The organism is Pseudomonas koreensis (genome assembly GCF_036668835.1).
GTDB lineage: Bacteria > Pseudomonadota > Gammaproteobacteria > Pseudomonadales > Pseudomonadaceae > Aquipseudomonas > Aquipseudomonas koreensis_I.
The window spans coordinates 880,009-894,295 of record NZ_JAZEVW010000002.1 but is presented as its reverse complement, the minus strand read 5'-3'; the positions used below and the strand labels follow the sequence as shown (position 1 = coordinate 894,295).

The 14,287-nt window shown below is 60.9% G+C and carries 14 protein-coding genes and 1 pseudogene; 9 read left to right on the top strand and 6 right to left on the bottom strand.

Translation table 11 applies throughout. From position 1 onward, the window contains the following. The first annotated feature begins 77 nt into the window (after positions 1-77). Both V6F91_RS09065 and V6F91_RS09060 read left to right on the top strand, forming a co-directional pair. Positions 78-1,409 carry a PLP-dependent aminotransferase family protein gene (locus tag V6F91_RS09065; RefSeq protein ID WP_332763544.1) on the top strand — a complete coding sequence of 444 codons (1,332 nt, stop codon included), beginning with the start codon at positions 78-80 and terminating at the stop codon, positions 1,407-1,409. Positions 1,410-1,460: 51 nt separating this feature from the next. Continuing rightward, the gene (locus tag V6F91_RS09060; protein ID WP_332763542.1) at positions 1,461-1,847 is read left to right on the top strand and encodes a cytochrome c family protein; all 387 of its coding nucleotides are present in this window, start codon (positions 1,461-1,463) and stop codon (positions 1,845-1,847) included. A gap of 54 nt (positions 1,848-1,901) precedes the next feature. Here V6F91_RS09060 and V6F91_RS09055 read toward each other — a convergent pair whose 3' ends face one another. Together V6F91_RS09055 and V6F91_RS09050 are read right to left on the bottom strand one after the other, a co-directional pair. Then, complete coding sequence (locus tag V6F91_RS09055; RefSeq protein ID WP_332763540.1) at positions 1,902-3,545, bottom strand: diguanylate cyclase; 1,644 nt, start codon at positions 3,543-3,545, stop codon at positions 1,902-1,904. A 137-nt stretch (positions 3,546-3,682) separates the two neighbouring features. Then, a complete protein-coding gene (locus V6F91_RS09050; RefSeq protein WP_332763538.1) occupies positions 3,683-4,243 on the bottom strand; it encodes a chorismate mutase in 561 nt (186 codons plus the stop codon). 195 nt (positions 4,244-4,438) lie between these two features. Between V6F91_RS09050 and V6F91_RS09045 the strand changes: the two genes are divergently transcribed. The 3 genes from V6F91_RS09045 to V6F91_RS09035 all read left to right on the top strand — a co-directional run bounded on the left by V6F91_RS09045 (position 4,439) and on the right by V6F91_RS09035 (position 7,197). Further along, positions 4,439-5,794 carry an MATE family efflux transporter gene (locus tag V6F91_RS09045; RefSeq protein ID WP_332763536.1) on the top strand — a complete coding sequence of 452 codons (1,356 nt, stop codon included), beginning with the start codon at positions 4,439-4,441 and terminating at the stop codon, positions 5,792-5,794. Positions 5,795-5,877: 83 nt separating this feature from the next. Then, positions 5,878-6,435 (top strand): YceI family protein, encoded by a 558-nt coding sequence (locus tag V6F91_RS09040; RefSeq protein ID WP_332763534.1) that lies wholly within the window; start codon positions 5,878-5,880, stop codon positions 6,433-6,435. A 75-nt stretch (positions 6,436-6,510) separates the two neighbouring features. Beyond that, positions 6,511-7,197: a GNAT family N-acetyltransferase gene (locus V6F91_RS09035; protein WP_332763532.1), complete on the top strand. Its 687-nt coding sequence runs from the start codon at positions 6,511-6,513 to the stop codon at positions 7,195-7,197. A 162-nt stretch (positions 7,198-7,359) separates the two neighbouring features. On the opposite strand, the pseudogene V6F91_RS09030 reads toward V6F91_RS09035, so the two are convergent. Next, positions 7,360-7,662: pseudogene (locus tag V6F91_RS09030) on the bottom strand (hotdog fold domain-containing protein); the annotation flags it as partial. A 59-nt stretch (positions 7,663-7,721) separates the two neighbouring features. Further along, on the bottom strand, positions 7,722-8,663 hold the full coding sequence (locus V6F91_RS09025; RefSeq protein WP_332763530.1) for a class I SAM-dependent methyltransferase: 942 nt from the start codon (positions 8,661-8,663) through the stop codon (positions 7,722-7,724). 200 nt (positions 8,664-8,863) lie between these two features. Between V6F91_RS09025 and V6F91_RS09020 the strand changes: the two genes are divergently transcribed. The 3 genes from V6F91_RS09020 (at position 8,864) to V6F91_RS09010 (ending at position 10,681) form a co-directional block, all read left to right on the top strand. Continuing rightward, a complete protein-coding gene (locus tag V6F91_RS09020) occupies positions 8,864-9,277 on the top strand; it encodes a response regulator (protein WP_332763529.1) in 414 nt (137 codons plus the stop codon). 54 nt (positions 9,278-9,331) lie between these two features. Beyond that, positions 9,332-10,000, top strand: coding sequence for an HAD family hydrolase (locus tag V6F91_RS09015; RefSeq protein ID WP_332763528.1), 669 nt, complete (start codon positions 9,332-9,334; stop codon positions 9,998-10,000). 270 nt (positions 10,001-10,270) lie between these two features. Continuing rightward, a complete protein-coding gene (locus tag V6F91_RS09010) occupies positions 10,271-10,681 on the top strand; it encodes an SRPBCC family protein (RefSeq protein WP_332763527.1) in 411 nt (136 codons plus the stop codon). Positions 10,682-10,811: 130 nt separating this feature from the next. Here the strand turns inward: V6F91_RS09010 and V6F91_RS09005 are convergent, their stop codons facing one another. Together V6F91_RS09005 and V6F91_RS09000 are read right to left on the bottom strand one after the other, a co-directional pair. Continuing rightward, positions 10,812-12,206, bottom strand: coding sequence for a HAMP domain-containing sensor histidine kinase (locus tag V6F91_RS09005; protein ID WP_332763526.1), 1,395 nt, complete (start codon positions 12,204-12,206; stop codon positions 10,812-10,814). Then, entirely contained in the window at positions 12,184-12,867 is a 684-nt protein-coding gene (locus V6F91_RS09000) for a response regulator transcription factor (protein ID WP_332763525.1), read from the bottom strand. The genes V6F91_RS09005 and V6F91_RS09000 overlap by 23 nt, the downstream gene beginning before the upstream one ends. A gap of 298 nt (positions 12,868-13,165) precedes the next feature. Between V6F91_RS09000 and V6F91_RS08995 the strand changes: the two genes are divergently transcribed. Further along, positions 13,166-14,095, top strand: a complete 930-nt coding sequence (locus V6F91_RS08995) for a hypothetical protein (RefSeq protein ID WP_332763524.1) — start codon at positions 13,166-13,168, stop codon at positions 14,093-14,095. Positions 14,096-14,287 lie beyond the last annotated feature (192 nt).

Here is a 14,287-nt window from a genome sequence, read left to right as displayed (position 1 = left end):
GACAAGTGAGTGGCGTTGCGCCGATGCTAGGGCCGAGAATCAGCACAATCAAAAAATTGTCATGGATACACCTCGACATGCCGCGCTCCCGTTATAAAACCCTGGTCGACGCCTATGCTGCGGACATTCGTTCGGGGCGTCTGGCACCGGGCACACGCTTGCCGACTCATCGGCAATTAGCGACACAAGAAGGGCTGGCGCTGGTCACCGCCTCGCGGGTTTACGCCGAGCTTGAGGCCATGGGCCTGGTCAGCGGCGAAACCGGGCGCGGCACGTTTGTCCGTGAAACGTCGCTGGCGCCGGGGCAGGGCATCGATCAGAAAGACGTGGCGGTCGGCATGATCGACCTCAATTTCAATTACCCGTCATTGCCAGGGCAGGCAGAGCTGTTGCGCACAGCGCTGCGCCAATTGGCCTTGTCGGGCGACCTTGAAGCGCTGCTGCGCTATCAGCCACACGCTGGGCGCGCCCACGAGCGCGCATCGGTCGCCCGGCATTTGCTGAGCCGCGGCGTCGAGGTCACGGCCGAGCAAGTGCTGATCGTCAACGGCGCCCAGCAGGGGCTGGCGGTGACGTTGATGGCGCTGCTCAAACCCGGCGACGTGATCGCCGCCGACGCATTGACCTATTCCGGCTTCAAGGTCCTGGCCGAAGCGCTGCATCTGGAGATTGTCGCGATCCCGTCCAGCGATCAGGGCCCGGACCTCGACGCCTTGGCAAAACTCTGCCGCCACCGCGCGGTGCGCGCCGTGTACAGCATGCCGACGCTGCACAATCCGCTGGGCTGGGTAACGCCGTTGGCGCAGCGCGAGCAATTGGTAGCGATCGCCCGCCGGCATGATCTGACGTTGATCGAGGATGCGGCCTACGCGTTTCTGGTGGAAAACCCACCGCGCGCGCTGATCGATCTGGCGCCGGAGCGCACGGTTTACATCTCGGGCCTGTCGAAAAATATCGCCACGGGCCTGCGCGTCGGTTTCATCGCCGCACCGCTCGAGCGGGTGCCAGCGCTGGAGCGGGTGATCCGCGCCACAACCTGGAACACTCCGGGCGTGATGACCGCTATCGCCTGCGGCTGGCTCGACGACGGCACCGTGACGTTGCTTGAAGAGCAGAAGCGCAACGACGCCAAGGCCCGACAAACGTTGGCCGCCGAGGTGCTCAAAGGCCTGCCTTGTATTAGCCATCCGGCCTCGTATTTCCTCTGGTTACCGCTGCCGGAAGATGTGCGTGCGGACCAAGTCGTCGTCGAATTGATGCGTGAGCAGATTTCCGTTACCAGCGCCGAGCCGTTTGCCGTGGCGAGCCATGTGCCGCACGCGATTCGTCTGGCATTGGGTTCGGTCGACATCGATGTGCTACGCCAGGCGCTGAAGAAGATCCGCCAGATCCTCGGTGCTTATCTATAAACGCAAAATGCTAACCTTGCGCCGTCCGCTGAAATGGAACCGGAACTTGCGATGAATAACACTGCTGCATTGACTCTCGCGCTGCTGCTCGGCACTGGCCTGGTCAGTCCTCTCACGCAGGCCGCAGGCGATCCTGAAGCCGGCGCAAAAATCTTCCCGCGCCTGTGTGGCGGCTGCCACCAGGTCGGCGAATCGGCCCGCCCCGGATTCGGTCCGCAACTCAATGGCATTATCGGTCGACCGGCCGGAACCTCAGCGAACTATGTGTATTCCGACGCCATGAAAAGCTCAGGGCTGACCTGGGATCGCGACACGCTGATTGCCTACCTGAAAGACCCGAAAGGCGTAGTGCCTGGCACGCGAATGATTTTCTGGGGACTGAGTGACGAGGAGAAGCTGGATAATCTGCTGGCGTATCTGCAGACGTTTTCGCAGTAAGTTCTGCGGCAGTTTCCAACTACAAAGCAGAAGCAATATCTGAGCAACGCCTGCTCACGCCACCCGATTGCGACCGTTCGCCTTGGCCTGATAGAGCTGTTGGTCAGCACGTTTGAGCAGCGCGGCATGGCTGTTGTCGGCCGGGTCAGCCAGACCGATACCGATGCTTACAGTGACCTGCTCGATGCCGGGGAAATCTGCGCTGGCGATGGCCGCGCGGATCTTTTCGGCGACCACCTCCGGTGTGTCGGGAGTGGCGATTTCCGGCAGCAGCACGGCGAACTCTTCACCACCGTAACGCGCGACGAAATCGGTGCTGCGCACGCTGGCCTGAATCAATTGCGCCAATTGTTGCAGGACGGCGTCGCCCACTGCGTGACCGTGCGTGTCGTTGATGCGCTTGAAGTGGTCAGCGTCGATCAGCAGTAGCGAGAACGGCCGGCCGGTGCGGCGAAACAGCAGCGTGTACTCGGTGAGTTTTTCATCGAAACGACGGCGGTTATAAACGCCGGTCAAGGCATCGTGGGTAGCCAGACTCAGCAGTTCGGCATTGGCCTGGGTCAGCGCCGCAGTGCGCTGCGCGACGGTGGCTTCGAGTGAGGCATTGGCTTGTTGCAGCTCGCGCTCCTTGGCCAGCAGCGACTGGGTCATGGCCTCGATCGACTGGCCGAGCTGGGCGATTTCCTGTACCGGGTGTTGCAGGGCAAATTGCGCGCCGGTCTGTTTGTTCTGCACCTGCCGGGCCGAGTGCGCGAGTTGCTCGATCGGCCGGCTCAGATACAGTGCCAGATAGTAAGCCACCAGGCCGAAAATCAGCGCCGCGAACACGCCGAGAATCAGCAGTTTGTAGAACAGCAGGCGTGCCGGCTGCAGTGCGGTTTCCAATGGCTGACGTACGGTAATCGACCAGGTCAGTGCCGTGCTGGAGGGGGTCGGCACGCTGACCGTGCTGGTCAGAAAACCATTGCTCGCCGTCCAGCCTTGCAGCTCCTCGTCGGGCGTCGACACTTGCTGGCCAGCCAATGCTTCCGGATAGAGAACCTTGCCATCGTGATCGATGATCAACGCTTCGATGTCCGGCGCAGAATGTTTATGCGCAAACGCCGCCGACTCGACCATGCGGGTCACCCAGCTCCAGTGCGCATGCGCGCCCAGCACGCCGATCACCTGACCTTCAGCGTTACGGATCGGCGCGGCGAAATCGATGAAACGCAGCGGCTCGCCGTTGGCCAGACCGGGCAACATTTTCGCCAGCAGCACGGCTTCATGCGGGTCACCGGTGTACTCACCGTCCAGCCCGGCCCGGAACCACGGCCGTTGCTGCACTGACTGACCGACCAGCAAACCGTCCACCGCTTGACGCACCTTGCCCTCGGCATCGGTGACGCCCATCCACGCATACTCGGCGCGGGCCTCGGTGCGCAGTTGCATCGATTTGAGAATGGTCGGATTGTCGAGATCGCCACGTTCCAGATGCGGCGCACGGCTGAGCAGATAAACCTCCAGCTGGCGTTCGCGCAGTTGCTCGCCCAACAAGGAGGCCGCCGCGCGCGCGGTATTGAGCAGCGCATTGCCGCTGGCCTGCTTCATCTGCTCGGTGGCGATGTGGCCGACATAGAAGCCCACGCTCAACAGTGTCAGCAAAGACAATCCGGCGAACCAGAGGGTGAGGTGGCTACGCAGACTGGCTTTGAGCATGGCAGGCAGGGTCTGTTCTGATTTTTGTCGGCGAATGGTATGCGCAATGGGCGGCGGGGGCCAGTCGCGTGTGGATTGCCCCCGGCAGTTTCAGGTTGGCTTACCCGTGCTTTTGGACGCGGTGTGTACGCTGGTGATTACGGCGCTACCGGGCGAATGCACAGCTCACCGGTCGCACGGGTCAGCGCCAGGTCATGCAGCGCATCCTCGGTCAGGCCGTTGCGCGCGTTGGCCAGCCACTGCGGGCAATCGGCGTCATGGCGGTACGGCGCGAAGTCGGCGTACTGCTGCAACAGCCGCGTTTGCAATTGATCCAGACGCGGGCGGATCTGTTTGCCCAGATCGGGACGCGGCGTGTCCGGCGCGGCCCCGGCGGCTTGCCACTGGGCCAGCAGACCATACTGCACCAGCTTGTTCGCCTCCATTTGCGCAGCGAGCAATTGCGCGACATCTTCCGGATCGAGTTGGTGTTCTGTGGCCAGCGTTTGCGCATTGGCGATGACTTGCGCTTCTCGCGGGCTGTCCTGGATTGGCTTGCCGCTGTCCCATTTGGTCAGCGCCACGAGGTCGCCGATGTTCAGGCGTTCGTTCAGCGTCTGCACCAACGGCTTCAAGGTTTCGGCGGGCGCGGCGGCGTGAACGGTGGTGGCGAGCAGGACGAGAAGGGTGCCGGTCAGCAAGTTGGCAACGTGCGGCATAAACAGACCTCTATCAGGAAGATTGGCATGCGTGTTGTTTACCACAGGTGCGAACCGCTACCTACAGTCAGTGGCGGTTACACGGTGTTTGGATCGCTGATAAACAGCGAACGGAAATGTTAATTGCACACCGCCCGCATGTCATCGAAGCTATCCTCCATCAACCCTCCCGCCGTAGAGATGGACCACCCCTCAATGCAAGTCGCCGACCACCGCCCGCTCTGGCAAACCTATCTGCTGTTCCTTGCGCCAATGGTGCTGTCGAATTTTCTGCAATCGATGTCGGGCACGGTCAACAGCATCTACATCGGCCAGATGCTCGGCACCCAGGCGCTGGCGGCGGTGTCGGGGATGTTTCCGGTGGTGTTCTTTTTCATCGCGTTGGTCATCGGCCTTGGGGCGGGGGCGGGTGTGCTGATCGGTCAGGCCTGGGGCGCGCGGGAACCGCACATGGTCAAGGCGATTGCCGGCGCGACGCTGCTGCTGGGCGTGTTGATCGGTTTGCTGGCGGCGGTGCTGGGCAGCGTGTTTGCGCGACAGGCGCTGACCGGGCTGGGAACGCCGGCGGATGTGCTGGACGATGCCGTGGCATACGCCCATGTGATGCTGTGGATTCTGCCGTCGCTATTGGTATTCGTGCTGTTCACGCAATTGCTGCGCGGGGTCAGCGATACGCTGTCACCGCTGCTGGCACTGATGGTCTCGACCTGCGTCGGTCTGGCGCTGACGCCGGCATTGATCCGCGGCTGGTTCGGCTTGCCGCAACTGGGCATTCAAAGCGCGGCCTATGCCGGACTGGCCGGTAACCTGTCGGCGATGGCGTGGCTGGCGTGGCGCTTGATTCGCAACGGGCATCCGTTGGCGCCGGACCGGGAATTTTTTGCCGCACTGCGACTCGACGGGGCGATTCTCGGCAAGGTGCTGCGCATCGGCCTGCCGACCGGCGTGCAGATGATCGTGCTGTCGCTGTCGGAGCTGGTAATTCTGGCTCTGGTCAACCAGCACGGTTCGCAAGCGACAGCGGCCTATGGCGCGGTGACGCAGATCGTCAATTACGTGCAGTTTCCGGCGCTGTCGATCGCGATCACCGCATCGATTCTTGGTGCACAGGCCATCGGTGCCGGACGGCTGGAGCGCATGGGCCCGATCCTGCGCACGGGCCTTGTGATCAACGTGTGCCTGACCGGTGGTTTGATCGTTCTCGGTTACGTGCTATCGCACTGGTTGCTCGGGCTGTTCCTTACCGACGACTCGACCCGAGCGATGGCCGAGCATCTGTTGCACATCATGTTATGGAGCCTGCTGGTGTTCGGCTTCCAGGCGATCATCGGCGGCATCATGCGCGCCAGCGGCACAGTGCTGGTGCCGGTCGTTATTGCAATTATCTGCGTGGTTGGCGTGCAACTGCCGGCGGCGTATTGGCTCGACGGGCAGTTTGGTTTGCAGGGCGTGTGGATGGCGTTTCCGGTGGCGTATCTGGGCATGCTGGTGCTGCAAACGCTGTATTACAAACTGGTCTGGCGGCATCAGAAGATCGAGCGGTTGGTTTAGCCCGGTTAGCGTTGGCGTAACGGTCAGTTGTTTGCTTAAGTCAATCGAAGCCTTCCGATAGCGAGCCCAGCCTGGAGAATGTCATGTTGATTCGATTGCTGCTGGCTGCCGCGTTTTCCCTGTGCGTTTCGGTTGTGGCACAGGCCGTCGAGTACAACCGGGTCAACACCACCGCCAGCCAGATCAGCTTTACCTACAAACAAATGGGCGCACCGATGTATGGCACGTTCGGCAAGTTCGAGGCGGTGCTGGATTTCGACAGCGCCCACCTCGACAACGCCCGGGCCACCCTGCATATCGACCTCGGCAGCATCGATGCCGGCAGTGAAGACGCCAACACCGAACTGGTGAAACCGGCGTGGTTCGACACTGCACAATTTCCTGTTGCGGTGTTTCAGTCGACGCGCTTCACCGAAGTGGCCGAGCATCGCTATCTGGTCGACGGCCAGCTCACCCTCAAAGGCATGACTCGTGCTGTGCAGGTGCCGGTGGAATTGAAACCGGGCAGTGGCATCGGTGTGTTCGACGGCGAGATGATCCTCAAGCGCGACGAGTTCGGCCTCGGCGCGGGGGAATGGGCGGACTCGCTGGTGTCCACAGAGATCGCGATCAAGTTCAAGGTCGTAGCGCCGCAGCAGTGACGGTGAGCTGCCATCAGCAGATTCTGTCGATCCACAAGGTATGATGTCGCGGTTTTCCGCCGGAGTTCGCCTGTCATGCCACGCATCACCCACTACAAGACCCCATGTCCCGAAGGCGTCAACAGCCAGATTCTGCAAATGGTCGTCGACTACCTGACCGACATCAGCGCCGTCGGCCTGGGGCCGAGCAACCTGCTGTACAACGTCTATCAGTACGCGGTGGGTTATGAGGTGCATCTGTATCTGGAAGCGTTGAACGGCGAGAAGGGTACCGAAGTGGAATTGCTGGTCGCGACCGCCGAGGACGACCCGGAGCAGGTCATCGGCTTTGTTCTGTACCTGCCGGTGCAGGGCGACTGGGAAGCGTGCAGCGTCGCCTACATGGCGGTGCGCGAAGGGCATCGGCGCCAGGGTGTGGCACGGGCGATGCTCGGCGAGATGGTCGGGCGATACCCGCATGCCGAACTGACGTGTAGCGTTGGCAAGGTCGCGTATTTCGAGGCGCTGGGCTTTGAGGTGATCGGCTCGCGCGAAACCCAGGTGCTGATGAGTACCCGACACTATCGCAGCAACGGCTTGCGCGGATTTATCGATACCACCCCGATTTATCGCTCACTCGAGGTTCAGCAGATTCATACCTATCTGCTGCAGAAAAACGGCAAGCGCGCGATGCTCGACGCCGAGAAACAGCGCGACCGGCACCTGGATCAGACGACCCGGCATACCGAAGAATTTGTCCGCCAGCGGCTGACGTTGCACTGAGTTAGCCGGAGTATCCCTCGTGACGCTATGGACGCAGAGCGTCCGGGGCTGCATTCCCACGCGGAGCGTGGGAACGATCAGGTCGGCAGGCAACCGGGATCGGCGCCCTTACCGCCGGGTGAGGGGCTGGGGTGAGGTCAGGCTCACGCTACACCCGTCCATTCAGCCAAGCTTTACATTCATGGTGATCCGCGCCGTGAAGACCTTTTTGCCCTCGGTATCGTGAATATCGACGGTGACCACCTTGTCGCCCTCGCTTTGCCAATCCACGCCTTCCGCGCTGGCCACCGCCGTCACGTCGGTTTTGGCTTTGGCCAGGTATTCCACAGTCATGCCCTTGGGAATCCAGCGCGCGCCGTCCGGGATCGAGACATCGGTCATCATGCCGCCGGCGAGTTCTGCTGCATTGCACATGGCAATCGCATGGACCGTGCCGAGGTGGTTGGTGATTTCCTTGCGAAACGGCTACCTGGAGAGCAGGCTCGCTCCCACAGGAAATGGGCGTTGTTCAGACAATTTTTGTGTCAGGCGTTGCGCTGGAAAACCAGCGCCTTCAAGCCGCTCTCCGGGTCGATGTCCGGAAACTCCGGCGGATTTTCCAGCCGTTGTTCAAAACGCAACTGCGGCGCTTCCTGCATCACGCCATCGATCAGAAAGTCCGAGCCGAACGCCGGGTCGTTCATGCACGCCAGTACACTGCCCTGCGCCGTGAGCAATTCCGGCAGGCGCCGCAGCACGCGCTGGTAATCCTTGGTCAGCAGAAAGCTGCCTTTCTGAAACGACGGCGGATCGATGATCACCAGATCGTACGGGCCGCTGTTGATCACCTTGCCCCAGGACTTGAACAGATCGTGGCCGAGGAAACTGACTTTGCTCAGGTCATGGCCGTTCAGGCGATGATTGTCGCGACCGCGGCTCAGCGCCGCGCGGGACATGTCGAGGTTGACCACATGGCTGGCGCCGCCAGCGATGGCCGCTACCGAAAAACCGCAGGTGTACGCGAACAGATTGAGTATGCGTTTGCCGCTGGCCTGCTCGCGAACCCAGTTGCGCCCGTAACGCATGTCCAGAAACAGCCCGGCGTTCTGCTTGCGCCCAAGGTCAACGCGGTACTGCAAGCTGCCCTCGACGATGGTCATTTCCTCGATCTCGTCGCCGAGCAGCCATTCGGCGGTGCTTTGCGGCAGGTAGCGATGCTGGATCAGCAGGGTGTGCGCGCCGCACTTGCGCCACTCGTCACTGGCAGTAATGTCCAGCAGCAAGCGTTTCAGATATGCCAGTTGCTCAGGCGCCGGTTCCTTGAACAGTGACACCAGCACCACGCCCTGCAGCCAGTCCACCGTCAACTGCTCCAGCCCCGGCCAGCAGCGCCCGCGCCCATGAAACAGCCGACGGGTTTCGCTAGGGGCGGCGGCAAGTGCCGGCAGCAAATGGGCGTGGAGGGTGGAGAGGGCTTCAGGGGTCATCGGGCAGGATCGGCAAGCAGAATGGGCCAGCATTTTAACCACAATTGCCAGGTTGCGAACGTCGACCTATAACCGCTGAAAAGCTCGTTGTCGAAAAGTCCTGTATCAAAAGTGAATTTCTGCAGAGCGTGTGGCTCATACCAGATAAGCAGCGGATCCAAACCGCTAATCGAAAAATGTAATTCGGGGGAGTGCTGTTCATGTGCCCTACACCTACGTCGAGCGCGCACCTTCCTGGCGGGTTGATTCTGGTAGTCGAGGACGATCCGTTGATTCTGGAGTTTCTTTGCGAAATTCTTCAGGAGGAAGGGTTCAAGGTCGAACCGCAAACCAGCGCTGACGCAGCGTCACTGTATCTGGAAAAACACGCGGCGGACGTTGCGCTGTTGCTGACCGACATCACCATGCCCGGCACACTCAATGGCGCCGACCTGGCCAATCTGGTCGGTGACCGCTGGCCGGAAAAACCGGTGATGGTCATGTCCGGCTACGAGACCCCGGAAACCTCGGGGGTCAAGCATTCGGTGGCATTCATCAAAAAGCCCTGGGCGATCGGCCAGCTGCTCGATTGCGTGGAAGAGGCATTCAAGTCCAAGGCCCCGCAATTGCACTGACGGGTGCTACATTGGCGGGCGAATTTGCCCGCCCTTGTCAGAGGATTTGCCCTTTTGTCTGCTGAAATTTCTGTTTTCGACCGCGCGTTCGGTGCCTTCCTGTTCGACATGGACGGCACCGTGCTCAATTCCATCGCCGCTGCGGAGCGGATCTGGTCGGCCTGGGCGGTTCGCCATGGCGTCGATGTAGAAGCGTTTTTGCCGACTATTCACGGTGCGCGCGCCATCGATACCATCACGCGTCTGAACCTGCCGGGGGTGGATGCCGAAGCGCAAGCGGCGTTCATTACCGCAGCGGAAATTGACGACGTCGAAGGCATCGTCGAGATTCCCGGCGCCGCGGCGTTTCTCAACAGCCTGCCGGCCGAGCGCTGGGCCATGGTCACTTCGGCACCGCGCGATCTGGCTTTGCGGCGCATGGCCGCCGCCGGCATTACCGCGCCTGCGGTGTTGATTACGGCGCAAGACGTAAAGGCCGGCAAGCCTGATCCCGCGGGCTATCGCTTGGCGGCGCAACGCCTCGGGGTTGAACCGCGTGATTGCCTGATATTCGAAGACGCGACGGTGGGCATTCAAGCAGCGGAAGCGGCAGGTGCGCCTTTGATGATCATTACCACGACTCATCAGCATCCGCTGGAAACCCCGCATGCGACGATTGCCAGTTATGACGCGATCAGGGTTGAGGTTGATGGTCAGGGTTTGCTTCGGTTGTTGGATAACTGAAAAAACCCTCACCCTCACCCTAGCCCTCTCCCGGAGGGAGAGGGGACTGACCGAGTCGTGCCGCGTCAGATGCCGACCTGAACGACCTAAGCGATTATGGATTCAGCGCGAATCTTCCAGTCGGTGTACAGGCCGAAGCGATTACCGATTCGGTGCAGATCGTCCAGGTCGGCGCAATTCATCAAATTTTCCCCGATCGGTTCCCTCTCCCTCGGGAGAGGGCTAGGGTGAGGGGCTACGATATTTGAACTGACCAGAGAGCCCACTTCCATGGCAACCGCTTCTGCAACCATCGACATCCCGACTTCGGCCGAGCAGGTCTGGCAATTGATCGGCGGCTTCAACACGCTGCCCGACTGGCTGCCGCTCATTACTGAAAGCACCCTGACTGACGGCGGACGTGTGCGCAGCCTGAAAACCGCTGACGGCGGCGTGGTGATCGAGCGCCTGCAAACCTTCGATAACGGCGCCATGACCTACAGCTATTCGATCGAACAGGCACCGTTTCCGGCGACTGATTATCTGGCCACGCTCAAGGTCGAGGCGCAGGAGCAGGGCGCACGGGTGACGTGGTCGGGACGGTTTACTCCCAACGGTGTGAGTGAGGAGGAAGTGGTGGCGCTGTTCAACGGTATCTACCAGGGCGGGCTGGACGCATTGCGCGCCAATTACCCAGCTTGATCATCCAACGCGAAAACCTGTGGGAGCCAGCCTGCTAGCGATGGCGATCGATCATTCAACTCATTCGTTGACTGACACACCGCCATCGCCAGCAGGCTGGCTCCCACATGGATTGCATTTCAAAAGCCGATCAGGAATTGCCAATCAGGCTTTGCCGACAATCGAGCAGCAGTTTCGCCCCGCCCAGATCGCTGTTGCTCACCTGAAGGCTGAATCCATGCAGACTGACAATCGCTGCGACGATCGATAACCCAAGGCCAAAGCCACTCTTCGGTTGCCCACCCTCAGCGCGATAAAACCGTTGGAATACCGCCTCCCGTTCCGCTTCGGGAATGCCGGGGCCCGAGTCGTGCACTTCGATCTGCGTCTGCCCACCGACATTCACCCCACGCAGCAGCACCGTGCCGCCGGGCGGGGTGAACTTGATCGAGTTGCTCAACAGATTCGCCAGTGCCTCGAACAGCAACGCCCGGTCGCCATTGAGCGGCGGCAGGGTTTCCGGCATGTTCAGCTCGAAACGCAGCTCGCCTTCTTCAGCCAGCGGCAAGTAAAACTCATGCAATTCTTCGAGCAATTGCACCGGGTCGAGCTGCACGAAACCCGAGCGGCGCTGACGGTCCTCAAGCTCGGAGATTCGCAGCAAGCCGCGAAACCGCGCCATCAGCGTATCCGCTTCTGCCAGCACCAGATCCAGTTGCGCGGCTTCCCGCGAGCCTTCGCCGGCCTGTTGCTGCATGCGATACAACTGCGCGCGCAGCCGGGTCAGTGGCGTGCGCAAGTCGTGGGCGATGTTGTCGCAGACGCCCTTGACTTCATTCATCAGCCGCTCGATGCGCTCCAGCATCGCGTTGACGATGGCCGCGAGCATGTCCAACTCATCGCGGCGGTTGGACAGCGGCAAACGATGGGTCAGATCACCGGCGACGATCGCCTGAGCGCTGTCCTGAATCGCCCGGATCCGTCGCAACGGTCGGCGCCGCAGCAAATGCCATCCGGCGACACCCGGCAGAATCGTCAGCGACACGCCCCAGAACAACGCATGCAAAATGATCCGCGTCACTGCGAACAGCGAACCGTTGTCGCGCAACAAAACCAGCCAGCGCCCATCGCGGGTTTGCGTGGCAACGGCATCGCAGCTGTCGCTCGGCAAGGTCGGATCGTCGGAATCGGCGCAGTCGGCGAGCATGTGAATCTTGCCGTCCAGGGGCAGGCCTTCGGGAATCTGTTGCAGTGCACCGCCGAGGTAAACGCCGTCGGCGCTGAACAGGCCATAGGCGTCGATGCCACGAATATCGAAAGTCATGCTGGCGGCGAGGGCGTCTTCGAGTTGCTCACCGCGAAAGTGCGAAAACAAATGCTGGCGTTGCATTAACGAATGCTTGGCGAGGTTGTCGAGGTAGCCCGACACCTCGTAATACATGACCCCCATGAGGATCGCGCTCCAGGCCACGAACAGTGAGCTGTAGAGCGCCAGCAAGCGGCTGCTGGAGGAACGCCAGCCGTCAGACGGGTTCGGCAATGACATAGCCGGAGCCCCGTACCGTGCGGATCAGCGGAACGTGGCCGGCGGCGTCGATTTTCTTGCGCAGGCGGCCGATGTGCACGTCGATCAGGTTGGTGCCGGGGTCGAAGTGATAACCCCAGACCTCTTCGAAAATCATCATTCGGGAAAGAATCTGGCCACTGTTGCGCATGAGGAATTCGAGCAGTTTGTATTCAGTCGGCAACAGCGTCAGCACCTGATCGGCACGGCGCGCTTCGTGGCTGATCAAGTCGAGTTCGAGGTCAGCGACCTGCAGCGTCGTCGCTTGCGTGGCGACGCTGGTCTGGCGGCGCAACAGCACTTCGACCCGCGCGGCCATTTCGTCGGTGGCGAACGGCTTGGTCAAGTAATCGTCACCGCCAGCACGCAAGCCACGCACGCGCTCATCGACATCGGAGAGTGCGCTGATCATCAGAATCGGCGTCGCCACGCCCATGGTGCGCAGGGTGGTGACGATGGCCAGACCATCCAGCTCGGGCAACATGCGGTCGAGGGTGATCAGGTCGTAATCGCCGCTCACGGCGCGGTCGAGGCCTTCGCGGCCATTGTCGACCCAGTCGACGTCGAGCCCGTGGCTGCTGAGTTCGGCGACGATTTCCCGAGCGGTCACGGCGTCGTCTTCGATGGTCAAGATACGAGTCATAGGCAGGCCTGCTGATCGGTTCAAACGGAATGGCAGCATTTTGCCAAGAAATTCCGGTGACGCTTTAAATTAACTTTCATCTTCAGGCTGTCACAAATGCAGATTTCAGCGCCGTCAGCCAATGCAGAAAACCCGCCGTTATTGCCCAGTTGTTGCAAATTGCATGGTCTGAGGAAGTTCATCTTTTCTAAGTTATTGAAATACATGAGTTTATTTTGTCCCGGCGACTGGCACGCTCACTGCAATTGTCCCCGTGAGTACTTGTAACATCATTTTTCATGCCTGGAGCAGAACAACAATGAACAGATCTTCTGATGGAATTTATTCTGCCGTTGAAGAATCAAGCAGCGTTTCGGGTGTGTCCTGGGGCGCGATCTTTGCGGGCGCTGCGGCAGCTGCGGCGTTGTCGATGATCCTGGTGTTGCTCGGCTTCGGTCTGGGTTTCTCCGCTGTTTCACCATGGGCCGGAGAGGGCGTCAGCGCCAAGGGCCTTGGGATCTCCACCATCATCTGGCTGGCAGTGACGCAAATCATCGCTTCCGGCATGGGCGGTTATATCGCCGGTCGCCTGCGGGTGAAATGGGCGAACATGCACGGTGACGAGGTGTATTTCCGCGACACCGCGCACGGTTTCCTCGCCTGGTGCGTGGCCACACTGGTCACCGCGATTTTGGTGGTCGGCTCGGTCAGCAGCGTCGTCAGCGGCGGTGTGCAGGCCGGTGCCAATGTCGTCGGCGGTGCTGCCGGTGCGATGAGCCAGGCGGCGGGTTCTGCTGCTGCCAATACTGACAGCGATCAGTACGGCTACTTTGTCGACAGCCTGTTCCGCGACGATCGTCCTGCTGCCGTCAGCGATGACGCCGCACGCGGCACCGTGACCCGCATCTTCGCCCAGAGCCTGGCCAACGGTCAGCTCAGCCCCGAAGACCGCACCTACCTCGCACAATTGGTTGCCCAGCGAACCAACCTGAGTCAGGCCGATGCCGAACGTCGTGTCGACGAGATCTATGCCAATACGCAGAAAGCCATCGCCGACGCCAAACTGAAAGCTCAGCAAGCCGCCGACACCGCCGCCAAAGTCGCTGCCTACACCTCGCTGTGGATGTTCGTCGCATTGTTGGCTGGTGCGTTCTTCGCCAGCCTCGCCGCTACTTTCGGCGGTCGTCGTCGCGACGCGGTGGAATACGTCGAAGTCGACACCTACACCACGACCACTCCAGTCCGTTAAACAAGGAGCAAAACCATGCGCTCATTACTGCTGTTTTTCCTCGGCGTGCCTATCCCGATCATCATCCTGATCGCCCTGTTCGTGCACTGATCCCTCTGAGGCAGGATGCCTCGGCCGCTTTCATCTTCGGGTGAAAGCGGCTTTTTGCTGTCTGGCGCAACCAAAACAGGGGTGGGAGCGAGCCCGCTCGCG